This window comes from Vibrio sp. 10N.286.46.A8 (genome assembly GCF_041470165.1).
GTDB lineage: Bacteria > Pseudomonadota > Gammaproteobacteria > Enterobacterales > Vibrionaceae > Vibrio > Vibrio tasmaniensis_A.
This window is the reverse complement of sequence record NZ_JBFRLX010000036.1, coordinates 1-22,982: the sequence shown is the minus strand read 5'-3', so window position 1 is coordinate 22,982 and position 22,982 is coordinate 1. Positions and strand designations below refer to the sequence as shown.

The window sequence follows — 22,982 nt, the reverse complement described above, 5'->3', positions numbered from 1 at the left end:
GATGAGGACGTACTGAAAGCAGTACGTGCACTTGTAGCAAATGAACCAGAGCTAGCAGCTCAAGTAGTTAAGAATTGGGTGGCAGATGGCTAACGAAATTGTTCCACAACAAGCAGAAGGTGGTGAAGGGCTTGATGTCGCAAGTGTTGATATCGAGTCTATCTCAGGCGAAGAGCGCGCTGCTATCTTGTTGCTAAGTTTAAGTGAAGAAGATGCTGCGGGTATCATTCGCCACCTGGAACCTAAACAGGTTCAACGTGTTGGTAGTGCAATGGCACGTTCAACGGATTGGTCTCAAGAAAAAGTAGGTGCTGTGCACCGTGCTTTCCTAGATGATATTCAGAAGTACACCAACATCGGCATGGGCAGTGAAGACTTTATGCGTAATGCGTTGGTAGCTGCGCTGGGCGAAGATAAGGCGAATAACCTTGTTGATCAAATCCTTCTGGGTACTGGCTCTAAAGGTTTGGATTCTCTTAAGTGGATGGATCCTCGTCAGGTGGCAAGCATCATTATCAACGAGCACCCACAGATTCAAACGATCGTACTGTCTTACTTGGAATCGGATCAGTCTGCTGAGATCTTGTCTCAATTCCCTGAGCGTGTTCGTCTTGATTTGATGATGCGTATTGCTAACCTTGAAGAAGTTCAACCTTCAGCTCTCGCTGAATTGAATGAAATCATGGAGAAACAGTTTGCGGGTCAAGCAGGTGCTCAAGCTGCCAAAATTGGTGGCCTGAAAGCCGCTGCTGAGATCATGAACTACATGGACAATAATGTAGAAGGCATCTTGATGGGGCAAATTCGAGATCAAGACGAAGACATGGCAACACAGATCCAAGATCTTATGTTTGTCTTTGAAAACCTTATTGAAGTTGATGACCAAGGTGTTCAGCGATTGCTGCGTGATGTCCCACAAGACGTTCTACAGAAAGCGCTTAAAGGTGCTGATGAAAGCCTACGTGAGAAGATCTTCAAGAACATGTCTACGCGTGCAGCTGATATGATGAGAGACGATATTGAGGCGATGCCGCCAGTTAAAGTCTCTGATGTAGAAGCGGCTCAGAAAGAGATCTTGGGTATTGCGAGGAAGATGGCAGACAGTGGCGAGATTATGCTGTCTGGTGGCGCCGACGAGTTCCTTTAATACAGAAACCTCAAGAGCCCCACATTGTTGGGGCTTTTCTTTATCCAACTTCAAACCACAGATTAACTACCGTGTAATTGCTTGAATCTACAACGCAGTTGGACGAACTCATAGATAGGTACTGATATGTCAGGTGATAGAAAACGTGGCTTCCTTCGCCCTGAAGAAGATAATACGGTCGCCCAACCTCAGAAATGGGGGCTGCCTGACTATACCTCTGATGTGAACAAACAAGCCAAAGAAACGGCTTTTAACTACGATCCTGGCTGGATGCCAACGGTTGAAGAAGCCATTGAAGACGAAGAGCTGGTTCTAACTGAAGACCAAATCGAACTGATCAAGCAAGGCGCTTATCAGGAAGGGCTTCATCAAGGACAAGAGGCTGGCTTTAAACAGGGCTACGAAAAAGGCAAAGAAGAAGGGTTTGCCGCAGGTCACGAAGAGGGTAACGAAGCCGGCAAACTTGAAGGCGTTACTGCTGGTCAAGAGTACATTCAGCAGCAAGTCGCCATCTTTATGGGGCTAGCCAACCAGTTCGCTCAGCCATTAGAGCTGATGAATGCTCAGGTAGAGAAGCAACTGGTGGACATGGTGCTGACTATGGTCAAAGAAGTGGTTCATGTTGAAGTGCAAACCAACCCACAAATCATACTAGATACCGTGAAAGAATCGGTAGAGTCATTGCCAATCTCAGGTCACGCGATCACATTGAAGCTAAACCCTGAAGACGTTGCAATAATACGCTCAGCGTATGGCGAAACGGAATTGGACTCTCGCAATTGGACGTTGGTATCAGAGCCTGCACTCAATCGCGGCGACGTACAAATTGAAGCGGGTGAATCGAGTGTTAACTACCGCATGGAAGAGCGCGTGAAGAACGTCATTCAAAGCTTCTGTGGTGTAAATCGTCATCAAGGTCATGAGTAATGCTTGAGTTAGCGAACCGTCTTAGCCAATACAAAGTCGAGGGGCTAAAGTCGCGACCAATTGCTTCAGGCAAACTAGTTCGTGTTGTTGGACTAACGCTTGAAGCGACCGGCTGCAAAGCGCCAATTGGCAGCTTATGCTTAGTAGAGACTATGTCTGGTCAGATGGAAGCTGAAGTGGTTGGCTTTTCTGGCGATAACCTGTTTTTGATGCCAAGTGAACAAATTACTGGGATCTTACCAGGCGCTCGCGTGACACCGATGACGTCGGAAAGCGGTATCCCTGTTGGAATGGAGTTGCTTGGTCGTGTTATCGATGGCGTAGGTAATCCGCTCGACGGTTTAGGTCCAATCTATACCGAGCAACGCGCTTCCTTTAATGCTGAGCCAATCAATCCTTTAGCTCGTAAACCTATCTCTGAGCCACTTGATGTTGGCTTAAAAGCAATTAATGGCTTACTAACGGTGGGCAAAGGGCAGCGTATCGGCCTGTTTGCGGGCTCCGGTGTGGGTAAGTCGGTTACGCTTGGGATGATGACTCGTGGTACAACCGCGCAAGTGGTCGTGGTGGGGTTGATTGGTGAGCGTGGACGTGAAGTAAAAGAATTTATTGAAGAGATCCTTGGCGAAGATGGTCGTAAGCGTTCTGTTGTGGTCGCCGCTCCTGCGGATTCGTCTCCATTGATGCGTTTAAAAGGCTGTCAAACCGCACTGGCTGTAGCCGAGTATTTCCGAGACCAAGGTCTAGATGTTTTACTACTGATGGACTCATTGACTCGTTTCGCTCAGGCGCAGCGTGAAATCGCTCTGTCTGTGGGTGAGCCGCCAGCAACCAAAGGCTATCCGCCGTCTGTGTTTGCCAAGCTTCCTGCGCTGGTGGAGCGAGCAGGTAATGGTAACGATGAACAAGGTTCTATAACTGCTTTCTTTACCGTGTTAACAGAAGGTGATGATTTACAAGACCCTATTGCCGATGCATCGCGAGCGATTCTTGATGGTCACATTGTTTTATCTCGTGAGATGGCTGATGCTGGCCACTATCCCGCGATTGATGTTGAGAAATCCGTCAGTCGTGTTATGCCTCAAATCACCACCGAAGAACATGTCTTGATGTCGAAAGCCGTTAGACAAGTACTGTCTATATGCCGGAAAAATCAAGATTTGGTTTCGATTGGTGCTTACAAGCCGGGAACAGACCCTGCAATCGACAGTGCTTTCACTTTGAAACCGAGGTTGGACGAGTACTTACAACAGAAAATGAAAGAAACTGTTCCCTATGATATGTGCGTCAACATGTTAAAGCATGTGTTAGGCGGTTAGGTCGTGTTGAATAAGGTCAATCATGGATAACGCGTTAGAATTTCTTCTCGATCAAGCGAAAGACCAAGAGAACCAAGCTGTATTGGCGCTGAATCAAGCGAATGTCGAGCTGCAGGGTTACTACGAACAGGTCGAACAGATTGAAAAATATCGACTTGATTACTGCCAGCAACTTGTTGACCGAGGTAAGGCCGGATTAACGGCTAGCCAATATGGTCACTTAAACCGTTTCTTAACGCAATTAGATGAAACGCTCTCTAAGCAGAGAGAAGCGGAACACCACTTTAAAAATCAGGTCGATAACTGCCAAAACTATTGGATGGAGTTACGAAAAAAGCGTAAATCCTACGAATGGTTGATGGAGAAAAAGCAGAAAGAAAAAGCAAAGCTGCAAGATCAAAGAGAGCAAAAGCAAATGGATGAGTTCTCGACTCTGTTATATAGCCGAAAGAAGATTTGAACCTAATTCACGAATGACGCAAGTGTTGCTCTGCAGATGGCAGACTTAAAACTTATAGGCATGTTTCTTGCTCTGTTTTATATCAAATTGCGAGTTATGCTCACCAAAGGCATAAAAAGCACCCGACTTTCTTTTTGTTGTCTGATTCAAGGCAGCAAAGCTAGTAGATAGAGCTTGTATATATGAATGTTAGTCTTTCCTCAAATTCAGCGACCAACAAAACGTCATCGTTGTTGGACTCCGGTTCTGCCTCTTCAAAGGTAGAAGAAACTGGAGACTCTAAAGGTTTCTTTGAGTCTTTCAAAGAAGCACTAGGCTTTGAAGAAAGTGACAGTAAAGTCGCAGCAAAAGACACAGAAAGCACCGCGAAACCTGATGCTAAACAGGCCTCTACCGAAGGTGAAGCGTCAGCCGAAGCGAACAAAGGTGATTCAGCTGAATCAAAGGCTACTGACGAAGTGAACGAAGCGCAAAGCAAGCAAGCCGCTTCAGAAGTAGAAGGCGAGAAAGCAGCTGAGGAAACATCTGCAGAGGCTGCATCTGGATCTGAGGCTAAGCTCAAAGCCAATTCGGGTACTGATAGCACTGTCGCTGATAAAACTGTCGCAGATAAGGCGGATGGTAAAGATGCGCAGGTTACGACGAATGATTCTAAAGAGCAGGTTGCTCAATCCCAAACTCAGGGTACATCAGCTGTAGATGGCTCTACGCAAGCATCGCAAGCTAATGCAGCGATGAATGAAGGCAATAAATTGCTTGGTCAATTGGATGAGGCAAACAAAACTCTAAATCAAGCGCCAAACGGCAAAGGCTTGCCTCAGCAAGGTCAGGTAGATAAAGCCCCAGGTAATATCCCCGGAGCTTCAGTTGCAGTCGCTTCCATTACGGATGAGGCGACACAACAAACGAATGCAGCAACCCAAGAGAATAGTCTTGAGGTGGATTCTGAAATCGCTGTTCTTACCGGAGGTAAGGGTGTGTCTCAGTTGACTGATGATGAAATCCGACAGTTGATGGATAAAGGCGTCACTTCAGAACAAATTGAAGCCAGTATGAACCGAGAGCTGAGTCAAAAGAATGCGGCTAGCGCCGCGGTGGCCGAACAGAGCCAAGCGCTCTCAGCTGCGGATATTGAACTAGCCAAGCAGGTTGATGCCCATACCAAAGCACTAAAACAATTGAATGGACAAATCGAATCAGAACAGTCTGTTGTCGATAGCTTGCTTAAGAAGCAACAAAGTGGTGCTAAGTTGACGGTTGATGAGCAAGCCGCTTTGGCTAAAGCGACCTCTAACTTAGACCTGTTGAATCAACAGCTCACTAACGTTCAACAACAAGCAACGGCTTTGCTAAATCAAGCTCCGGCTGTGAACAGCGCGTCTAGTGAACCCGCAGCTATTGATTGGGATAATACGGATTCAAGCGAAACTAAAGCTTTAGCTGCGGCAGCATCAACAGCAGCTGTAGCGACGGCTGCACAACAAGTGTCAGCGCAGGCCGCTTCTCAATCAACAAACAATGCTCTTACGGATAAGGCAGCAATGCTGCACGCCAACAATGCACATGCAGCCGCTCAACAAGCTAATGTTGCTTCATCTCAGCAGCAAGCAACGTTGGATCCAGCTTTAACCGCGCAAGGGATCGCGATGAATGCAGCACCAGTCACTACAAAAGCAGGCTCTACTGATGCGCTTCTTAAAGCGGGCGCAGGTGCCGCTGCATTGTCTGGTTTGGGCAAAGCCGGTGCTAAAGAAGATTCTAAAGATTCGACCCTTGCTCAGCAGATAGCCTCGGCGGCTGGCGCGCAAGGTACAGCTACGGTGGGTTCAGCACCTACGCGAGCTGAAATTCAAGCGGCTCAACAGGCACCTTTGCAACTCACTAAAGAGTTAGCGAACGAGCAGGTGGCGGAAAAAGTCCAAATGATGATGTCTAAGAATCTCAAGAACTTAGATATCCGTCTTGACCCACCAGAGTTGGGGCAGATGAAAATTCGCATGACCATGAATAATGACGTGGCGAACGTGCACTTTACTGTCGGTAGCCAACAAGCGAGAGAGGTTATTGAACAAACCTTACCTCGTTTGAGGGAGATGCTCGCTCAGCAAGGGATGCAGCTTGCTGAGTCTTCAGTTCAGCAGCAGAATACTGGTCAGGGGCAAGACAGGTACAATAATGGTGAGCAACAATCAGGCTCTAACCGTATAAATGATGGTCAAGGTGATGAAAACCTTGATAGCAACAGCAATCTTGAATTGAATGTCACGTCAAAGCGTGATGGAATTAGTTATTATGCCTAGTATCAGGCTAAAACACTTAGCTAATAGAAAGAACCGTTAGTTTATAGAAGAACAGTTAGTTAATAGAAAGTACCGTTAGTTAATAGAAGAACAGGAAGTTAGAGCTGAATATGGCAGAAGAACAAGAAACACCGAAAGGAAAAAGTAAGCTCCTCATTATCGCTATCGCGGTTGTTGTGCTGTTACTTGGAGGTGGTGGTGCCGCATTTTTCTTAATGGGTTCCGATGATAAGGCTGAGGGTGCTGGGGCGTCAGCTGAGGTTCAACTCATGGGTGCCGATCCAGTGGTCTATGTTAATGTGCCTCAAGCTTTCTTATTTAACGTTACGGGCGATAAGAAAGATCGCTTAGTTCAGATAAAAGTACAGCTGATGGTACGTGGTATGAAGAATGAAGTTCTCGCTCGATACCACTCTCCACTTGTTGAAAGCGCACTACTTGCCACATTCGCTTCGGCGACGGTCGATCAATTACGATCTCCTGCCGGGAGAGTTGAACTGCGGAACAAGGCGACTGAAGATATTAAAGCAAGCTTAACTCAAGCTGTTGGCCAGCCGGTAATTGAAAAAGTGTTATTCACTGACTTTGTAATTCAATAGGTAATATGTGACCGATTTATTAAGCCAAGACGAAATTGATGCGCTATTACATGGCGTTGATGATGTTGAAGACGTTGAAGATGTCTTAGAAACCGAAAGTGACAATACGGTCAATTTTGATTTCTCATCACAAGATCGAATCGTTCGTGGTCGAATGCCGACCCTTGAACTTATTAACGAGCGTTTCGCACGTCATATGCGTATTAGCTTGTTTAATATGTTGCGTAAGACGGCTGAAGTGTCGATCAACGGTGTACAAATGATGAAATTTGGTGAGTACCAGAACACACTCTATGTACCCACAAGTTTAAACATGGTTCGCTTCCGCCCGTTAAAAGGTACAGCGCTAATCACGATGGAAGCTCGGCTAGTTTTCATTCTTGTAGAGAACTTTTTTGGTGGTGATGGTCGTTTTCACGCTAAGATTGAAGGTCGTGAATTTACACCAACAGAAAGACGAATTATTCAGTTACTACTGAAAATTGTTTTTGAAGATTACAAAGAAGCTTGGTCTCCCGTGATGGGCGTTGAGTTTGAATACTTGGACTCTGAAGTAAACCCAAGCATGGCTAACATTGTGAGTCCAACCGAAGTGATTGTTGTGAGTTCATTTCACATTGAAGTCGATGGCGGCGGCGGTGATTTCCATGTGGTTATGCCTTATTCAATGGTTGAGCCGATTCGTGAATTGCTGGATGCTGGTGTCCAATCAGATAAAATGGAAACCGACGTTCGTTGGAGCTCTGCATTGCGTGATGAAATCATGGATGTGCCAGTCAACTTCCGTGTCAATTTGCTCGAGCAAGATATCTCTTTGCGTGATTTGATGGAACTTCGTCCTGGGGATGTTATCCCGATGAATATGCCTGAGCATGCAACCATGTTTGTTGAAGAACTGCCGACCTATCGTGTGAAAATGGGCCGTTCTGGAGAGAAGCTCGCGGTACAGATTTCTGAAAAAATTGAAAGACCTCATGTGGTCAAAACCGATCTCGCTTTTCTTGGCAAAGACTTAATGTCTGAGTTGGAAAATAGCGAAGATGAAGAATAGCAAAGTAGATAAAAGTATAGGAATTGGTAATGGAACCTAGTGAAGATCAAAAGCTAGCAGACGAATGGGCTGCAGCACTTGGTGAAGACCCTTCAGCACCGTCAATCGATGTTGATGATGTTCTCGCAGCACCACTTGATGAGTTAACCGACTCATCGTCTCCAATTTCAGAAGATGAGCGTCGTAAGCTGGATACCATTATGGACATCCCAGTGACTATCTCAATGGAAGTCGGCCGCTCTCAAATTAGTATCCGTAACTTACTTCAATTGAACCAAGGTTCGGTTGTTGAGCTAGATAGAATTGCTGGTGAGTCACTTGACGTGATGGTTAACGGCACTCTGATTGCTCATGGAGAAGTGGTTGTGGTGAATGACAAATTTGGTATTCGTTTGACAGACGTTATTAGTCAAACAGAACGAATTAAGAAGTTGCGTTAATGAGCTTCTTGTCTCAGAGACTGGCGGGCTCTTCTCTCGGAATGACAGGTTTTTCTCGCAGAGTCTTGGGAGTAGGGCTACTTGCTACTCCTTCTATTGCCTTTGCGGCAACGCCTCCTTCTCTCGATTTAGCGACCACCTTTGGGTCGCTAATTTTCGTTATAGCCTTCATTTTATTTATTGCTTGGCTACTGAAGCGAATGCAAGTGCCTGCGATGTCGAATCAACAAGGTTTGGCTATTATTAGGCAAATTCCGGTAGGCACAAAAGAACGTATCGCTATTGTACAAGCGGGTGATGAACAGTTCTTGGTAGGCATTACCACACAATCGATTCAGCTGATCTCTAAGCTCGATAAACCTCTTACTCAGGAGATGCTGGAAAAAAGTACATTTTCAAGTCAGCTTTCCCAGCTAATAAAAAAAGATGCAAACAAGTAACGGATTTTTGAATCCATTTTACTTTTGCCATGCCGGATTTTTCCGTACGGTGAAAGTGTGGTTGGTTCAGCTTATTATATTCTGCTCTCTCGTATTTAGCGTGTCAGTATTTGCACAGGTTGAAGATGGCACTGTCATTCCTGCGAATACCGCTGGATCTGAGTCGGTCACCATCAGTACGATGCAGCAAGATCAAGCCAAATCGAAGACTATGACCACTGGTAGCTTAACCGGTAATGGTGGCGGCATACCTGCATTTACCATGACCACCAATGCCAATGGCGGTGAAGACTACTCGATTAACCTGCAAATTCTTGCGTTAATGACCATGCTTGGCTTCTTACCGGCGATGGTGATATTGATGACGTCGTTCACCCGTATTGTGGTTGTGATGTCTATTTTGCGTCAGGCAATGGGTCTCCAACAAACACCTTCAAACCAAGTGATTATTGGCATTGCGATATTTCTGACCTTCTTCATCATGTCGCCAGTAATCAGTCAGGTAAATGAACAAGCTGTTCAGCCTTATTTGAATGAACAGATATCAGCGCGACAGGCGTTTGATGTTGCCCAAGGGCCGATTAAGTCTTTTATGCTTAAACAGACTCGAATCAAAGATCTTGAAACTTTTGTTGAGATATCCGGTGCGCAAGTAACTAACCCAGAAGATGTTTCAATGGCGGTTCTGATTCCTGCGTTTATCACGTCTGAATTGAAAACAGCTTTCCAGATAGGCTTTATGTTGTTCTTGCCGTTCCTAATTATCGACTTGGTGGTGGCATCAGTTTTGATGGCCATGGGTATGATGATGTTGTCACCAATGATTGTATCGTTGCCGTTTAAGTTGATGTTGTTCGTCCTTGTTGATGGTTGGAATTTGATACTCTCCACACTCGCCGGCAGTTTTGCCTAGTAGCTGGGGGAAGCATGAATCCTGAAATATTCGTAGATTTGTTCCAAGATGCCCTTTGGATGGTACTAATTATGGTTTGCGCCATAATTATTCCTAGCCTGCTGATTGGTTTGGTTGTGGCTGTTTTCCAAGCGGCTACTTCGATTAATGAACAAACTTTAAGTTTCCTACCACGTTTGATCGTGACGTTATTAGCGTTGATGATGTTTGCACATTGGATGACGCAAATGATGATGGAGTTCTTTTTCGAACTCATCGAACGCTTGCCACAAGTTCTGTACTAATTCGATATGGAATACCCAACGAGCCTTGTACTAGAGTGGTTAGCCAATTATTTTTGGCCCTACACTCGCATCTCAGCCATGCTGATGGTGATGACAGTAACCGGTGCACGCTTTGTGTCGCCGCGTATTCGTCTGTATTTGGGGTTAGCGATCACCTTTGCAGTGATGCCAGCGATCCCCGCTGTTCCTAAAGAGATTGAACTGCTCTCTTTCCAAGGTTTCTTGACTGTATTTGAACAAATCGTGATTGGCGTTGCCATGGGGTTTGTCACCCAATTCATGATTCAAACTTTCGTAATGCTCGGCCAGATCTTGGGTATGCAATCAAGCTTGGGTTTCGCCTCTATGGTGGATCCGGCTAACGGGCAAAACACGCCAGTACTGGGCCAGTTATTTATGTTGCTAGCGACCATGTTTTTTTTGGAGACTGACGGTCACTTGAAAATGCTGCAGCTGGTGGTGTTCAGCTTTAAGACTTTACCCATTGGCAGTGGAAGTTTGACCTCTGTTGATTATAGAGAGCTTGCCCTGTGGCTTGGTATCATGTTCAAAACAGCACTAGCGATGTCATTGTCTGGTATTATTGCGCTGCTGACGATTAACCTTTCGTTTGGTGTAATGACGCGTGCGGCGCCTCAACTAAATATCTTTTCTTTGGGTTTCTCATTTGCGCTACTCGTGGGCCTATTGCTTTGTTGGTATATTCTTGGCGGCTTGTTTAGTCACTATGAGTTATTCTGGATACAAACCGAACAACAGATATGTCGTCTAATCAGGTTAGAGTGCTAGGAGACTAAAATGGCAGAGTCAGACGGTCAAGAACGCACGGAAGACGCCACGCCCAAACGCTTGCAACAGGCCAAAGAGAAAGGGCAGGTTGCAAGGTCAAAAGAGTTAGCGTCGGCGTCGGTACTTATTGTTGGTGCGATTGCTTTAATGTGGTTTGGTGAATCGATGGCGAAAGCTTTGTTCGAAACAATGCAACGTCTGTTTTCTCTGAGTCGGGAAGAAGTTTTTGATACCACAAAACTCCTCGAAATTGCGGGTGGCGCATTAGTGAACCTGTTGTTCCCGCTGTTCTTAATCCTGATAACCTTATTTGTTGCTGCCGTCATTGGTGCGGCGGGTGTCGGGGGGATTAACTTCTCTATGCAGGCGGCGATGCCTAAGGCGTCTAAGCTAAACCCACTCAGTGGTATTAAGCGTATGTTTGGCCTGCAGAGTTGGGTTGAACTGTTGAAATCTATCTTGAAAGTGGCACTTGTTTCGGGAATGGCCATCTATCTTATTCAAGCTTCTCAACACGATTTAATGCAACTGAGCATGGAGGTATACCCACAGAATATCTTCCACGCTTTAGATATCTTGCTTAATTTTATTCTGCTGATCAGCTGCTCTTTACTTATCGTGGTGGCGATTGATATCCCGTTCCAGATTTGGCAACACGCCGATCAGCTGAAGATGACCAAACAAGAAATTAAAGATGAACACAAAGATACTGAAGGTAAGCCTGAAGTTAAGGGCCGCATTCGTATGTTGCAAAGAGAAGCTGCCCAGCGCCGTATGATGGCTGACGTACCTCAAGCGGATGTGATTGTGACCAACCCGGAGCATTTCTCGGTGGCTCTACGCTATAAGCAGAATCAAGACAAAGCCCCCGTTGTAGTTGCGAAAGGTGTTGATCATATGGCAATGAAGATCCGTGAAATTGCCCGTGAAAATGACATCTATATTGTTCCTGCGCCACCATTGGCTAGGGCGCTTTATCACACTACCGAACTAGAACAACAAATTCCTGACGGTCTGTTTACAGCAGTTGCTCAAGTGCTTGCATATGTGTTTCAACTGAAACAGTACCGAAAACGAGGCGGAGAGAGGCCAAAACTCCAAGATTCTAATATGCCGATCCCACCTGATTTACGACATTAGATCAATTGCTTGAGCTCTGCTTGATGAACCCTGATAATAGCGGGCTAGCTAATCCTCTTTTTAGAGAGGCGATGGCAATAATTTGACGAAAAGTGTTGGTACAGTGTTTGCTATATCAACCCCGAATATTATAAGCCGATCATTAATAACCTTAGCATTGTAAATCTGAGTATTATAAGCCCAGTCATTATAAATCCTAGCGTTATAAATCCCGAGCATATAAAGCTTAGTATTATAAACCTGTGCATTTGAACCTATGCACTATAAATCATAGCAACATAGCTTAGACCTGAGCCTCAAATAGCTTAGTGAGATGGCTACAACATAGCGAAACTGTCTAGACTTATGAAATTCTCCCTGCCTTTTGCGGACAAGCTGCCTAAAATCCCTAATCGTGCGATGCCTGCAATTGGCGCACCCGTTATGGTACTTGCGACGCTCGCTATGGTGGTGTTGCCAATACCAGCCTTCTTGTTGGACATGTTCTTCACTTTCAACATTGCACTGTCCATGGTTGTGTTACTGGTTTCGGTTTATACCCGCAGGCCTTTGGACTTCGCTGCATTCCCGACCGTACTTTTGATTGCGACTCTACTTCGATTAGCTTTGAACGTTGCTTCGACGCGTGTGGTATTGCTTCATGGTCACGAAGGTGGTGACGCGGCCGGTAACGTTATCGAAGCCTTCGGTAACGTGGTTATCGGCGGCAACTACGCGGTAGGTCTAGTGGTGTTCTTGATTTTGATGATCATCAACTTCATGGTTGTAACCAAAGGTGCGGGTCGTATTTCGGAAGTAAGTGCGCGTTTCACCCTAGATGCCCTACCAGGTAAACAGATGGCAATCGATGCCGACTTGAATGCGGGTTTGATCGACCAAGATCAGGCTCGTACTCGACGTTTTGAAGTGACCAAAGAGGCTGACTTTTACGGCTCGATGGACGGTGCATCTAAGTTTGTTAAAGGCGATGCAATAGCCGGTATCTTGATATTGTTCATCAACATCATTGGCGGCTTGAGTATCGGTATGGCTCAGTTTGACCTTGGTTTTGGTGAAGCCATCGAAATCTACACGCTACTGACTATCGGTGATGGTCTGGTTGCACAAATTCCATCGCTGTTACTTTCTATTGCTGCGGCGATGATGGTAACGCGTCAAAATACTGATGAAGACATGGGCGAACAGCTTGTCTTCCAAATGTTCGATAATCCTAAAGCCCTAATGATCACCGCTGCTATCCTCGGCATCATGGGTATTGTTCCTGGTATGCCACATTTCTCCTTCTTGAGCCTTGCTGTGGTTGCTGGGGCTGGGGCTTACTTTATCGATAAAAAGAACAAGGCAAAGGTAGAAGAGAAAAATCTACCTGCAACCGCTAATGCCAATGGTGATAAGCCCGCATCGCAAAAAGAACTGTCTTGGGATGATGTTCAACCGGTAGATATTATTGGTCTCGAAGTGGGGTACCGCTTGATTCCTTTGGTCGATAGAGACCAAGGTGGTGAATTGCTTGAGCGCGTGAAAGGTGTACGGAAAAAGCTGTCTCAAGATTTTGGTTTCTTGATTCCAGCAGTACACATTCGCGATAATCTGGAACTGACACCAAACAGCTATCGAATTACCCTGATGGGGGTAGCGGTTGGTGAGGCTGAGATCAAGCCGGACATGGAGCTCGCGATTAACCCTGGCCAAGTCTATGGGATGATAGATGGAGAGCCGACGATTGACCCTGCCTTTGGCCTTGAAGCGGTCTGGATTCGTGAAGAGCAGCGTGAACACGCACAAGCCTTAGGTTATACGGTTGTAGACTCTTCAACCGTACTTGCCACACACCTTAGCCAGCAGTTAACGAATAACGCTTCACAGTTGATTGGCCACGAAGAAGTTCAAAACTTACTTGAGATGCTTAGCCGATCAACACCCAAGCTGGTGGAAGGTTTTGTACCGGATCAATTACAGCTTGGTGTGGTTGTGAAAGTTCTGCAAAACCTACTGAATGAAGCGATTCCAATTCGTGATATTCGAACCATTGTCCAAACTTTGTCGGAGTACTCTTCTAAGAGTCAAGAACCTGACATATTAACTGCAGCTGTTCGTATCTCACTAAAACGACTAATTGTTCAAGAAATCAATGGTATAGAGCCAGAATTACCAGTTATAACCTTAATTCCTGAGTTGGAACAAATCTTGCATCAAACCATGCAGGCATCCGGCGGAGAATCTGCTGGTATTGAACCTGGTTTAGCCGAACGTTTACAGACCTCACTCAGTAACGCGACACAAGAGCAAGAACTGAAAGGTGAGCCAGCGGTATTATTGACCTCTGGTGTTTTACGTTCGACTCTGGCTAAGTTCGTGAAAAACACGATCCCAAGCTTGAGAGTATTATCTTACCAAGAGATACCAGATGAAAAGCAGATACGTATAGTACAAGCTGTTGGTAATTAAGCCGCCTAATTAGAACGGACGATCGAATTGAAAATTAAACGATTTTTTGCAAAAGATATGCGAACAGCCCTGCTCCAAGTTAAAGAAGAACTTGGCTCAGAAGCGGTGATCATGTCTAACAAAAAGGTCGCAGGTGGTGTGGAAATTGTTGCCGCTATTGATGGCGATTCCAGCCCGTCGACAGCAAGTCCCAGACTCAATAAACCTCAGCAGCCTACGCAAAGCCAGTACACTCAAATGTCTGAGCCCAAATTGCCAACTGGGCGTCGTCAATTAGATGATGACAAGGTTAGCATCCAGCCGAATGCAGAAGGTGGACGCTCAATGACCAAGCGCTTTGCGAATATGCTAAAGCAATACAGTCATGGCGCCGACGATGAGCAACAACATCGCGCTGAAAACGAAGACTCGTTATCAGCATTGCTCAATCGCCAGTCAAGTAACGGTCATCAACCTCAGAGTAGCCAGCATTCTAGCGGCAGCCTTGACTCGGCCTTTGCTCGTGAAACGGGTTTATCTAAATTGATTGCCGAAGATCGCAGAGTAGAGCGTCCAGCACCTCGCTTAGATCCTACCCGTTATGATCGTGGTCGAGAGAACACTCAATCCAAAGGTTCAGATACTGAAATGGAAACGATGCGCGACGAGATGACTTCAATTCGTCGTTTATTAGAGCATCAAGTCTCTGGGCTCATGTGGCAAGAAGTCGAACGTCGCGAACCTTTGCGAGCGATGCTTATCAAGCGCCTAGAACGTATGGGTGTTTCGGCAGAACTCGCCGATCAAATGGCCTGTTACATTCCAGAAGACACAAAACCAGCACGAGCATGGAAAGCCTTGCTTGCTCTGGTCGCTGATCAAATCTCAGTAACACAAAAAGATATTTTAAAACGCGGCGGTATTGTGGCCTTACTTGGCCCGACTGGCGTAGGTAAAACAACAACCGTTGCTAAGCTCGCAGCCCGTGCAGCAATGGAGTACGGTGCAGACAACGTTGCTCTTGTGACAACAGACACATATCGCATAGGTGCACATGAGCAGTTATCGATTTATGGTCGAATTATGGGTTGTCCTGTAAGAGTTGCTAAAGATTCTAGTGAATTGGCCGATGTAATATATCAGTTACGTAATCGTCGCCTGATTCTAGTCGATACTGCAGGTATGGGGCAGCGAGATGTTCGCCTATCTGAGCAGTTAGACACATTGATGCAAGAGAGTGGTTCCGTTATCAATAGTTACCTTGTGTTACCCGCAACCGCGCAACGCAAAGTACTACAAGAAACCATTGAACACTTTAGAAGAATCCCGCTGTCGGGATGTATCCTGACGAAGCTGGACGAATCGCTTAGTTTGGGTGAGTTCATCAGTGTGGTAATACAAAATGCATTGCCAGTTGCTTATATAGCAAATGGTCAACGAGTTCCTGAAGATATCGTTATTGCTCAGCCAAAGTACATGATTGCTAAGGCCAATGAGTTATTAGAAAAATCGACAGAGAATGAACCTCATTACTGGAATAGCGATTCTGAAGGGCTCTAGGCGGCGGATAAATATGAATGAGAATATGATACACGATCAAGCTAGCGGCCTCCGTCGCTTAACCCAGCCTTCACTCACAAAAGTTATCGCTGTAACGGGTGGCAAGGGAGGCGTAGGTAAATCGAATGTAACGTTAGGTATGGCTATTTGTATGGCTCGCCAAGGCAAGAAAGTCATGGTACTGGATGCCGATTTAGGATTAGCTAACGTAGACATCATGCTCGGCATTCGTTCTAAACGAAATCTTGGGCATGTGTTGGCTGGCGAGTGTGAACTTAAGGATGCGATTGTCGAAGGGCCGCACGGAATTAAAATTATTCCAGCGACATCAGGCACACAAAGCATGACTGAACTTTCACACGCTCAACACGCCGGGTTGATTCGTGCTTTTGGTTCGCTTGAAGACGAGATGGATATCTTATTGGTTGATACCGCAGCGGGTATATCCGATATGGTCATCAGCTTCTCAAGAGCTGCGCAGGATGTGGTTGTGGTGGTTTGTGATGAACCAACGTCGATTACTGATGCATATGCATTGATTAAGCTGTTGAGTCGAGAGCACCAAGTACAGCGATTCAAAATTGTTGCAAATATGGTCAGAAGCTATCGCGAAGGCCGAGAATTATTTGCAAAGTTGACTTTGGTCACAGAGCGCTTCTTGAATGTGAGCCTCGAACTCGTAGCATGTATTCCTTTAGATGATAAAGTACGTCAATCAGTTAAGAGACAGAAAATCGTAGTCGATGCGTTTCCTCGCTCCCCAGCTGCATTGGCAATCAGCTCTTTGGCTAATAAGGCATTGACCTGGCCAATACCAAAAACACCAAGCGGACACTTGGAGTTTTTTGTTGAAAGGCTGCTGAACCGTACTGAATTTATAGAGGAACCATTTGGTGAATAAAGCGCTTACTTACGATCAACATGCTAATCACAATAGCCAGCAGGCTTTTTTTGAGAAGTACTCTGTGTTGGTTAAGCGTATCGCTCATCATTTGTTGGGGCGATTACCGCCTAATGTATTAGTTGATGACTTGATTCAAGCCGGCATGATTGGCCTGATTGAAGCGCAACAGAACTATGATGGTACCAAAGGCGCAAGCTTTGAGACGTACGCAGGTATTCGAATTCGTGGGGCAATGTTGGATGACATTCGCCGCGGGGATTGGGTCCCGAGATCGGTTCATAAAAACAATCGAGAAATCAGTAGTGCAATCGCGGAATTAGAGGGCACTCTCAATCGCGATCCCAGTGATGCTGAGGTGGCAAAGCACATGGGGCTGAGTTTAGACCAGTATCACAGTGCTTTAACTGATATTAATTGCTCAAAATTGGTAGGGATAGAAGACTTAGGTGTCTCTGATGATGTAATATCTCCGAATGAAGATTCTCAAGATAATACGCCTTTTCAAGGGGTTGCAGATGAATCATTCCGCCAAGCTTTGATCGACTCGATAAAACAACTTCCGGAAAGAGAAGGCCTCGTGCTTTCGCTTTATTACGACGAAGAACTCAATTTAAAAGAGATTGGGGAAGTATTAGGTGTCAGCGAATCTCGTGTCAGCCAAATACTAAGCCAATCTATGCAGCGTTTACGCACTAAGTTAAGTGCTTGGACACAGAACGACTAACAACACTGATTTTATTCAGTGGAGGCTAATTTGAACAAAAACATGAAAATTCTCATTGTTGATGATTTTTCAACGATGCGCCGAATTGTTAAAAACCTACTTCGTGATTTAGGTTTCAACAACACTCAAGAAGCAGACGATGGCTTGACCGCGTTACCTATGCTGAAAAAAGGCGAATTTGATTTCGTGGTAACTGACTGGAACATGCCGGGTATGCAAGGTATTGATCTTCTAAAACACGTCCGTGCAGACGCTGAACTTAAGCACCTTCCAGTGCTTATGATCACAGCAGAAGCTAAGCGTGAGCAGATCATTGAAGCAGCGCAAGCGGGTGTTAATGGTTACATTGTGAAGCCGTTCACTGCCGCAACTCTAAAAGAGAAACTCGACAAGATTTTTGAGCGTTTATAAGCACTCATAATAACCTGTTTCAGGCGCTTCATAGAGAGACATTAACTTTTTTGTTTCCCGTTTACCTCTAAAGCTGAAGCGTCACAAACTATGCGGAGTAAGGCCGGACTCAGGATGATTTCATTAGAACAAGCAAAAAAATTAGTAGAGCTGCTTGAAAACGACGAGCAGCAAGGTGCTGATTCTCTTGTTAGAAGCATTTATGAAGATAATTTTAATCTTCAAGATAACCCAATGCTTCAAGAAATAGGCAGTCTGACTCGTGACCTCCATGATTCTTTGACACAATTCAACTTTGACGAGCGTATTAACGTTATCGCAAATGATGAAATCCCTGACGCCAGGGATCGCCTTCAATATGTCATTGATAAAACGGAAGTTGCGGCGAACAAAACGATGGACGCTGTCGATCGCTGTATGCCAATTGCAACTAATTTACACGAGTGTTTACTTCAAGTAAGGCCTCAATGGAATGAACTGATGCATGGCCGCATTGAGCTAGTAACATTCAAAGCTTTATGCCACCGCATTGATGGATTACTTGTCCAAGTAGAAGGTGATAGTACTGAACTACGTGGACAACTGACTGAAATCTTGATGGCTCAGGATTTCCAAGATTTAACTGGGCAGATTATTAGCAAAGTTATTACCTTGGTGAATGAGGTTGAAGGACGTCTGGTAGAGATTCTCACCGTATTCGGTGCGAATCAAATAGAACCAACACCAGAGACAGATAAGAAGTCATCTATTGCTCCAGAGGGTCCGATCATGAACCCAGAAGCTCGTGAGGATGCTGTTGCATCTCAAGATGAAGTCGACGATTTGTTATCCAGTCTTGGATTTTAAAGGTAACGTATGAGCTACGATTTAGACGAAGATATTCTTCAGGACTTTTTAGTCGAAGCAGGAGAGATCCTCGAACTTCTATCAGAACAACTGGTAGAGCTAGAGAATAACCCTGACGACAAAGAACTACTAAACGCTATTTTCCGTGGTTTCCATACAGTAAAAGGTGGTGCTGGTTTCCTAGCATTGACCGAGCTGGTGGATACTTGTCATGGTGCTGAGAATGTGTTCGACATTCTAAGAAATGGCCAACGCAGTGTAACATCAGGACTGATGGATACGATGCTACAGGCTTTAGATACAGTCAATGTACAGTTTAAAGCCGTGCAAGATGAGGAAGCTTTAGTACCAGCAGACCAATCTTTACTGGATGAACTTCATCGCCTCTGTAAGCCAGAGTCTGAAGATGAAGTTGTGGCAGTAGAAGCTCCAGCACCGGTTATCTCTGAGCCTATCGTTGCAGCTCCTGAGCCTGTTATTGCTCCGGAACCTACTGTTGAAAGTTCAAACATCAGTGCATCTTCCGTGGATGATATTTCTGAAGATGAATTTGAGCGTTTACTTGATGAACTTCACGGTAAGGGTGGTTCACCAACGACATCATCTGTAGACACACCAGCGCCAGCGCCAGCACCTGTGGCACCTCAGCCAGTAGCTGCGAGTGGTGACATTACTGACGACGAATTTGAAAAGTTGTTAGATGAGTTGCATGGTGCAGGTCAAAGCCCGACAGCTGCAAGCTCAACGCCACCACCTCCTCCAGTCGCTCCTGTAGCCAAAGCACCAGTAAAGTCTGAAGGCGATGACCTAATGACTGATGCTGAGTTTGAGAGTTTACTTGACCAGTTACACGGTTCAGGTAACGGCCCTTCAATTGAAGAGTTGGATGCTGCGACTAAGCCTGTACAAGCGAAGCCTGAGCCTGTTGCGCCGAAAGTCGCTCCTAAACCACAGCCTGCTCCTGTTGCTGTAAAAGCAGAACCTAAGCCTAGCGTACCAGCAAAAGCTGAAGTTAAAGCGCCTGCGAAGAAGCAGCAAGCTGAAGCCACAGTTCGTGTTGATACCTCAACACTGGATACCATCATGAACATGGTGGGTGAGCTAGTATTGGTTCGTAACCGCCTTGTTAGCTTAGGTTTAAACAGCAACGACGAAGAAATGTCGAAAGCTGTCTCTAACTTAGACGTTGTTACTGCTGACCTACAAGGTGCAGTAATGAAGACGCGAATGCAGCCGATCAAGAAAGTATTTGGTCGCTTCCCACGCGTTGTCCGTGACCTTGCTCGTACCTTGAAGAAAGACATCGTTCTTGAAATGCGTGGCGAAGAAACGGATCTTGATAAAAACTTAGTCGAAGCACTTGCTGATCCCCTGATTCACTTGGTGAGAAACTCTGTCGATCATGGTATCGAAATGCCGGACGACCGTGTTGCTGCGGGTAAATCTAAAACCGGTAAAGTGATTCTGTCTGCCTCTCAAGAAGGCGACCACATTGAACTGGCTATCGTTGATGATGGCGGCGGTATGGACCCTGATAAGCTTCGTGCTATCGCGGTTAAGCGCGGTCTGATGGATGATGATGCAGCGTCTCGCCTAACAAATAAAGAGTGTTTCAATCTAATCTTTGCTCCTGGCTTTTCAAGTAAAGAAAAGATCTCAGATATCTCTGGCCGTGGTGTAGGTATGGACGTTGTGAAAACAGCGATCAACACACTGAATGGTTCTATTGATATCGATTCAGAGATGGGCCAAGGCACCAAGATAACCATTAAGGTTCCGTTGACACTTGCGATTCTACCAACCTTAATGGTCGGTGTTGCGGGTCACCCGTTCGCATTGCCACTGGCTTCTGTAAATGAAATCTTCCACCTAGACCTAAGCCGCACAAACGTGGTTGATGGCCAGCTAACGATCATCGTTCGCGATAAGTCTATTCCACTGTTCTACTTACAAAATTGGCTTACACCTAAAGAAGGTCTTGTTGAAGGACGTCAAGGTCATGGTCATGTTGTTATTGTGCAACTTGGTAGTCAACGTGTTGGTTTTGTTGTCGATGCGCTTATCGGCCAAGAAGAAGTGGTTATTAAGCCACTTGATAAGCTTCTTCAAGGCACGCCAGGAATGGCAGGTGCGACAATTACAAGTGACGGTCACATAGCATTGATTTTAGATGTGCCGGACTTGTTGAAGCAGTACGCAGCTGCATCAAGAATTTAACTTAAGGATAAATATGGCGATTAAAGTATTAGTCGTTGATGATTCGAGCTTCTTCCGTCGTAGAGTAAGCGAGATCATCAACTCGGAGGCTCGCCTAGAAGTCATCGATGTAGCAGTAAACGGTAAAGAAGCGGTTGAGAAAGCGAAAAAGCTAAGACCTGACGTAATTACCATGGACATCGAGATGCCTGTCATGGACGGTATTACTGCCGTTCGTGAAATTATGGCTGCGTCTCCGACGCCTATTTTGATGTTTTCATCGCTAACGCATGATGGTGCAAGAGCAACGTTAGATGCGTTAGATGCTGGTGCTCTAGATTTCTTACCTAAGAAATTTGAAGACATCGCTCGTAACCGTGACGATGCTGTCGCATTGCTTCAACAGCGCGTGATTCAGATTGCTGCAAAGCGTGCGTTTATGCGACGCACTCCTGTTGCGCCAAGAGCTACCGCAACAGCTACGGCGTCAACATCAGCGCCATTGCGCCAATCTATTTCAGCAACAGCCCCTGCTGCTAAACCAGCGGTTGCTTCAACCGCGAAATTCAGAGCTTCGGGTAAAAAGTATCAATTAACTGCAATTGGTACTTCTACTGGTGGGCCAGTTGCACTACAGAAAATTTTGACACGCATCCCTGCCAGCTACCCGCATCCGATTGTGTTAGTGCAGCATATGCCAGCAACGTTCACCGCTGCTTTTGCTAGCCGCTTGAATACCTTGTGTAAGATTGAAGTTCGTGAAGCTCAAGACGGAGACCTGTTGAAACCTGGGGTGGCTTATCTTGCTCCAGGCGGAAAGCAAATGATGATTGATGGTCGCCCGGGTTCGGCGCGTCTGAAGATTATCGATGGTGGTGACCGAATGAACTACAAGCCTTGTGTGGATGTCACTTTTGGTTCTGCAGCTAAGATCTACGGCGATAAAGTGTTGTCTATGATACTGACCGGTATGGGTGCTGATGGTCGAGAAGGTTCTCGCATGTTAAAAACAGCGGGTTCGACCATTTGGGCGCAAGACGAAGATAGTTGTGTTGTATATGGTATGCCTCAAGCTGTAGCAAAAGCTGGCATTTCTACTGAAGACCTACCTCTAGACCGCGTTGCGGAACGGATTTTGGTCGAAGTTGGGTTAGCTTAGGTAAATCGACATGATTGTTTGGAGTGTTGCAAACCAAAAAGGTGGCGTTGGAAAAACGACGACGACAGTGACCCTAGCTGGCTTACTTGCCTTAAAGGGTCATCGTGTGTTGTTGGTTGATACTGACCCACATGCATCACTAACCACCTATTTGGGTTACGACTCAGATACGGTGGAATCGAGCCTGTTTGATCTGTTCCAGCTGCGTGAGTTTTCTACGCAAGCTGTGAGAGCGTTGACTATACAGACCGAAATTGAAGGTATCGATATTATTCCCGCACACATGTCATTGGCGACATTAGACCGTGTAATGGGAAATCGAAGTGGTATGGGGTTGATCTTAAAGCGTGCTTTAGCCGCTTTGAAAGATGACTATGACTACGTGCTTATCGATTGTCCGCCTATTCTTGGTGTGATGATGGTGAATGCGTTGGCTGCCAGTGATCGTATCTTGATTCCGGTACAGACTGAATTTTTGGCGATGAAAGGTTTAGAGCGCATGATTCGCACTCTAACTATTATGCAGAAGTCTCGCAAAACACCGTTTAAGGTGACGATTGTCCCGACGATGTACGACAAGCGAACGAAAGCATCATTGCAAACATTGACTCAGCTTAAAGATGACTATCCAAACCAAGTTTGGACCTCTGCTGTGCCGATTGATACCAAGTTTCGCGATGCCAGTCTAAAACGTTTGCCAGCATCTCATTTCGCATCGGGTAGCCGTGGTGTATTTGCTTATAAACAGCTGCTTATTTATCTCGAGAGGTTAGCGATAAATGAGCGCGAATAACGAATCGACATTGACGCAACCAAGTTTATCGAGTGAACAAGCAATCGATGATTACTTTACCGCGCTGTTAGGCGATGAAAACTTTGAATCTGATGCTTTTCTTGTTGACGAGTCTAGCGGCGAATCACAAACTAAAGAGCCAGAGCCAGAGCC

22 protein-coding genes and 1 pseudogene are annotated in these 22,982 nt (G+C 45.7%); all 23 read left to right on the top strand.

Going from position 1 to position 22,982, the window contains the following annotated elements; translation table 11 throughout:
• Window positions 1–85 precede the first annotated feature (85 nt).
• Window positions 86–1,147 carry a flagellar motor switch protein FliG gene (gene fliG, locus AB4232_RS04925; protein ID WP_102257952.1) on the top strand — a complete coding sequence of 354 codons (1,062 nt, stop codon included), beginning with the start codon at window positions 86–88 and terminating at the stop codon, window positions 1,145–1,147.
• Between the two features lie 126 nt (window positions 1,148–1,273).
• Window positions 1,274–2,074: a flagellar assembly protein FliH gene (gene fliH, locus AB4232_RS04920; RefSeq protein WP_009848551.1), complete on the top strand. Its 801-nt coding sequence runs from the start codon at window positions 1,274–1,276 to the stop codon at window positions 2,072–2,074.
• Window positions 2,074–3,393, top strand: a complete 1,320-nt coding sequence (fliI, locus tag AB4232_RS04915) for a flagellar protein export ATPase FliI (protein WP_009848550.1) — start codon at window positions 2,074–2,076, stop codon at window positions 3,391–3,393. Before fliH ends, fliI begins: the two co-directional genes overlap by 1 nt.
• A 22-nt stretch (window positions 3,394–3,415) precedes the next feature.
• On the top strand, window positions 3,416–3,853 hold the full coding sequence (fliJ, locus tag AB4232_RS04910) for a flagellar export protein FliJ (protein WP_009848549.1): 438 nt from the start codon (window positions 3,416–3,418) through the stop codon (window positions 3,851–3,853).
• Window positions 3,854–4,035: 182 nt separating this feature from the next.
• Window positions 4,036–6,153, top strand: coding sequence for a flagellar hook-length control protein FliK (locus tag AB4232_RS04905; RefSeq protein ID WP_372086409.1), 2,118 nt, complete (start codon window positions 4,036–4,038; stop codon window positions 6,151–6,153).
• 110 nt (window positions 6,154–6,263) lie between these two features.
• The gene (fliL, locus tag AB4232_RS04900; RefSeq protein WP_017101965.1) at window positions 6,264–6,752 is read left to right on the top strand and encodes a flagellar basal body-associated protein FliL; all 489 of its coding nucleotides are present in this window, start codon (window positions 6,264–6,266) and stop codon (window positions 6,750–6,752) included.
• 7 nt (window positions 6,753–6,759) lie between these two features.
• Window positions 6,760–7,803 carry a flagellar motor switch protein FliM gene (gene fliM / locus AB4232_RS04895; RefSeq protein ID WP_009848546.1) on the top strand — a complete coding sequence of 348 codons (1,044 nt, stop codon included), beginning with the start codon at window positions 6,760–6,762 and terminating at the stop codon, window positions 7,801–7,803.
• Between the two features lie 29 nt (window positions 7,804–7,832).
• Complete coding sequence (fliN, locus tag AB4232_RS04890) at window positions 7,833–8,243, top strand: flagellar motor switch protein FliN (protein ID WP_004739851.1); 411 nt, start codon at window positions 7,833–7,835, stop codon at window positions 8,241–8,243.
• A complete protein-coding gene (gene fliO, locus AB4232_RS04885; protein WP_065678595.1) occupies window positions 8,243–8,683 on the top strand; it encodes a flagellar biosynthetic protein FliO in 441 nt (146 codons plus the stop codon). Before fliN ends, fliO begins: the two co-directional genes overlap by 1 nt.
• A complete protein-coding gene (gene fliP, locus AB4232_RS04880; protein ID WP_372086407.1) occupies window positions 8,670–9,596 on the top strand; it encodes a flagellar type III secretion system pore protein FliP in 927 nt (308 codons plus the stop codon). Before fliO ends, fliP begins: the two co-directional genes overlap by 14 nt.
• 14 nt (window positions 9,597–9,610) lie before the next feature.
• A complete protein-coding gene (gene fliQ / locus AB4232_RS04875; protein WP_009848543.1) occupies window positions 9,611–9,880 on the top strand; it encodes a flagellar biosynthesis protein FliQ in 270 nt (89 codons plus the stop codon).
• 6 nt (window positions 9,881–9,886) lie between these two features.
• Window positions 9,887–10,669 (top strand): flagellar biosynthetic protein FliR, encoded by a 783-nt coding sequence (fliR, locus tag AB4232_RS04870; protein WP_009848542.1) that lies wholly within the window; start codon window positions 9,887–9,889, stop codon window positions 10,667–10,669.
• A 9-nt stretch (window positions 10,670–10,678) separates the two neighbouring features.
• Window positions 10,679–11,809 (top strand): flagellar biosynthesis protein FlhB, encoded by a 1,131-nt coding sequence (flhB, locus tag AB4232_RS04865; protein ID WP_009848541.1) that lies wholly within the window; start codon window positions 10,679–10,681, stop codon window positions 11,807–11,809.
• A gap of 345 nt (window positions 11,810–12,154) precedes the next feature.
• Window positions 12,155–14,257: a flagellar biosynthesis protein FlhA gene (gene flhA, locus AB4232_RS04860; protein ID WP_009848540.1), complete on the top strand. Its 2,103-nt coding sequence runs from the start codon at window positions 12,155–12,157 to the stop codon at window positions 14,255–14,257.
• Window positions 14,258–14,284: 27 nt separating this feature from the next.
• A complete protein-coding gene (gene flhF, locus AB4232_RS04855; RefSeq protein WP_017101966.1) occupies window positions 14,285–15,796 on the top strand; it encodes a flagellar biosynthesis protein FlhF in 1,512 nt (503 codons plus the stop codon).
• A gap of 13 nt (window positions 15,797–15,809) precedes the next feature.
• On the top strand, window positions 15,810–16,697 hold the full coding sequence (locus AB4232_RS04850) for a MinD/ParA family protein (protein WP_009848538.1): 888 nt from the start codon (window positions 15,810–15,812) through the stop codon (window positions 16,695–16,697).
• Window positions 16,690–17,424, top strand: coding sequence for an RNA polymerase sigma factor FliA (locus AB4232_RS04845; protein WP_009848537.1), 735 nt, complete (start codon window positions 16,690–16,692; stop codon window positions 17,422–17,424). Before AB4232_RS04850 ends, AB4232_RS04845 begins: the two co-directional genes overlap by 8 nt.
• Window positions 17,425–17,466: 42 nt before the next feature.
• A complete protein-coding gene (cheY, locus tag AB4232_RS04840; protein WP_012603445.1) occupies window positions 17,467–17,835 on the top strand; it encodes a chemotaxis response regulator CheY in 369 nt (122 codons plus the stop codon).
• A 114-nt stretch (window positions 17,836–17,949) separates the two neighbouring features.
• Window positions 17,950–18,681: a protein phosphatase CheZ gene (locus AB4232_RS04835; protein WP_017101967.1), complete on the top strand. Its 732-nt coding sequence runs from the start codon at window positions 17,950–17,952 to the stop codon at window positions 18,679–18,681.
• Window positions 18,682–18,690: 9 nt separating this feature from the next.
• Window positions 18,691–20,898 (top strand): chemotaxis protein CheW, encoded by a 2,208-nt coding sequence (locus AB4232_RS04830; RefSeq protein ID WP_372086405.1) that lies wholly within the window; start codon window positions 18,691–18,693, stop codon window positions 20,896–20,898.
• Window positions 20,899–20,911: 13 nt separating this feature from the next.
• Complete coding sequence (locus tag AB4232_RS04825) at window positions 20,912–22,036, top strand: chemotaxis response regulator protein-glutamate methylesterase (RefSeq protein ID WP_009848533.1); 1,125 nt, start codon at window positions 20,912–20,914, stop codon at window positions 22,034–22,036.
• 10 nt (window positions 22,037–22,046) lie between these two features.
• The gene (locus AB4232_RS04820) at window positions 22,047–22,829 is read left to right on the top strand and encodes a ParA family protein (protein WP_009848532.1); all 783 of its coding nucleotides are present in this window, start codon (window positions 22,047–22,049) and stop codon (window positions 22,827–22,829) included.
• Window positions 22,816–22,982 (top strand): annotated as a pseudogene (locus tag AB4232_RS04815) (chemotaxis protein CheW); the annotation flags it as partial. The gene AB4232_RS04820 and the pseudogene AB4232_RS04815, both read left to right, overlap by 14 nt.

Coding starts and splice junctions, on each gene's coding strand:
- AB4232_RS04905 (WP_372086409.1), top strand. CDS start 4,036: ATGAATGTTAGTCTTTCCTCAAATTCAGCGACCAACAAAACGTCATCG.
- fliI (WP_009848550.1), top strand. CDS start 2,074: ATGCTTGAGTTAGCGAACCGTCTTAGCCAATACAAAGTCGAGGGGCTA.
- fliG (WP_102257952.1), top strand. CDS start 86: ATGGCTAACGAAATTGTTCCACAACAAGCAGAAGGTGGTGAAGGGCTT.
- fliO (WP_065678595.1), top strand. CDS start 8,243: ATGAGCTTCTTGTCTCAGAGACTGGCGGGCTCTTCTCTCGGAATGACA.
- AB4232_RS04850 (WP_009848538.1), top strand. CDS start 15,810: ATGAATGAGAATATGATACACGATCAAGCTAGCGGCCTCCGTCGCTTA.
- fliL (WP_017101965.1), top strand. CDS start 6,264: ATGGCAGAAGAACAAGAAACACCGAAAGGAAAAAGTAAGCTCCTCATT.
- flhA (WP_009848540.1), top strand. CDS start 12,155: ATGAAATTCTCCCTGCCTTTTGCGGACAAGCTGCCTAAAATCCCTAAT.
- AB4232_RS04830 (WP_372086405.1), top strand. CDS start 18,691: ATGAGCTACGATTTAGACGAAGATATTCTTCAGGACTTTTTAGTCGAA.
- fliP (WP_372086407.1), top strand. CDS start 8,670: ATGCAAACAAGTAACGGATTTTTGAATCCATTTTACTTTTGCCATGCC.
- fliR (WP_009848542.1), top strand. CDS start 9,887: ATGGAATACCCAACGAGCCTTGTACTAGAGTGGTTAGCCAATTATTTT.
- AB4232_RS04825 (WP_009848533.1), top strand. CDS start 20,912: ATGGCGATTAAAGTATTAGTCGTTGATGATTCGAGCTTCTTCCGTCGT.
- AB4232_RS04835 (WP_017101967.1), top strand. CDS start 17,950: ATGATTTCATTAGAACAAGCAAAAAAATTAGTAGAGCTGCTTGAAAAC.
- flhB (WP_009848541.1), top strand. CDS start 10,679: ATGGCAGAGTCAGACGGTCAAGAACGCACGGAAGACGCCACGCCCAAA.
- AB4232_RS04820 (WP_009848532.1), top strand. CDS start 22,047: ATGATTGTTTGGAGTGTTGCAAACCAAAAAGGTGGCGTTGGAAAAACG.
- fliQ (WP_009848543.1), top strand. CDS start 9,611: ATGAATCCTGAAATATTCGTAGATTTGTTCCAAGATGCCCTTTGGATG.
- fliJ (WP_009848549.1), top strand. CDS start 3,416: ATGGATAACGCGTTAGAATTTCTTCTCGATCAAGCGAAAGACCAAGAG.
- cheY (WP_012603445.1), top strand. CDS start 17,467: ATGAAAATTCTCATTGTTGATGATTTTTCAACGATGCGCCGAATTGTT.
- fliN (WP_004739851.1), top strand. CDS start 7,833: ATGGAACCTAGTGAAGATCAAAAGCTAGCAGACGAATGGGCTGCAGCA.
- fliH (WP_009848551.1), top strand. CDS start 1,274: ATGTCAGGTGATAGAAAACGTGGCTTCCTTCGCCCTGAAGAAGATAAT.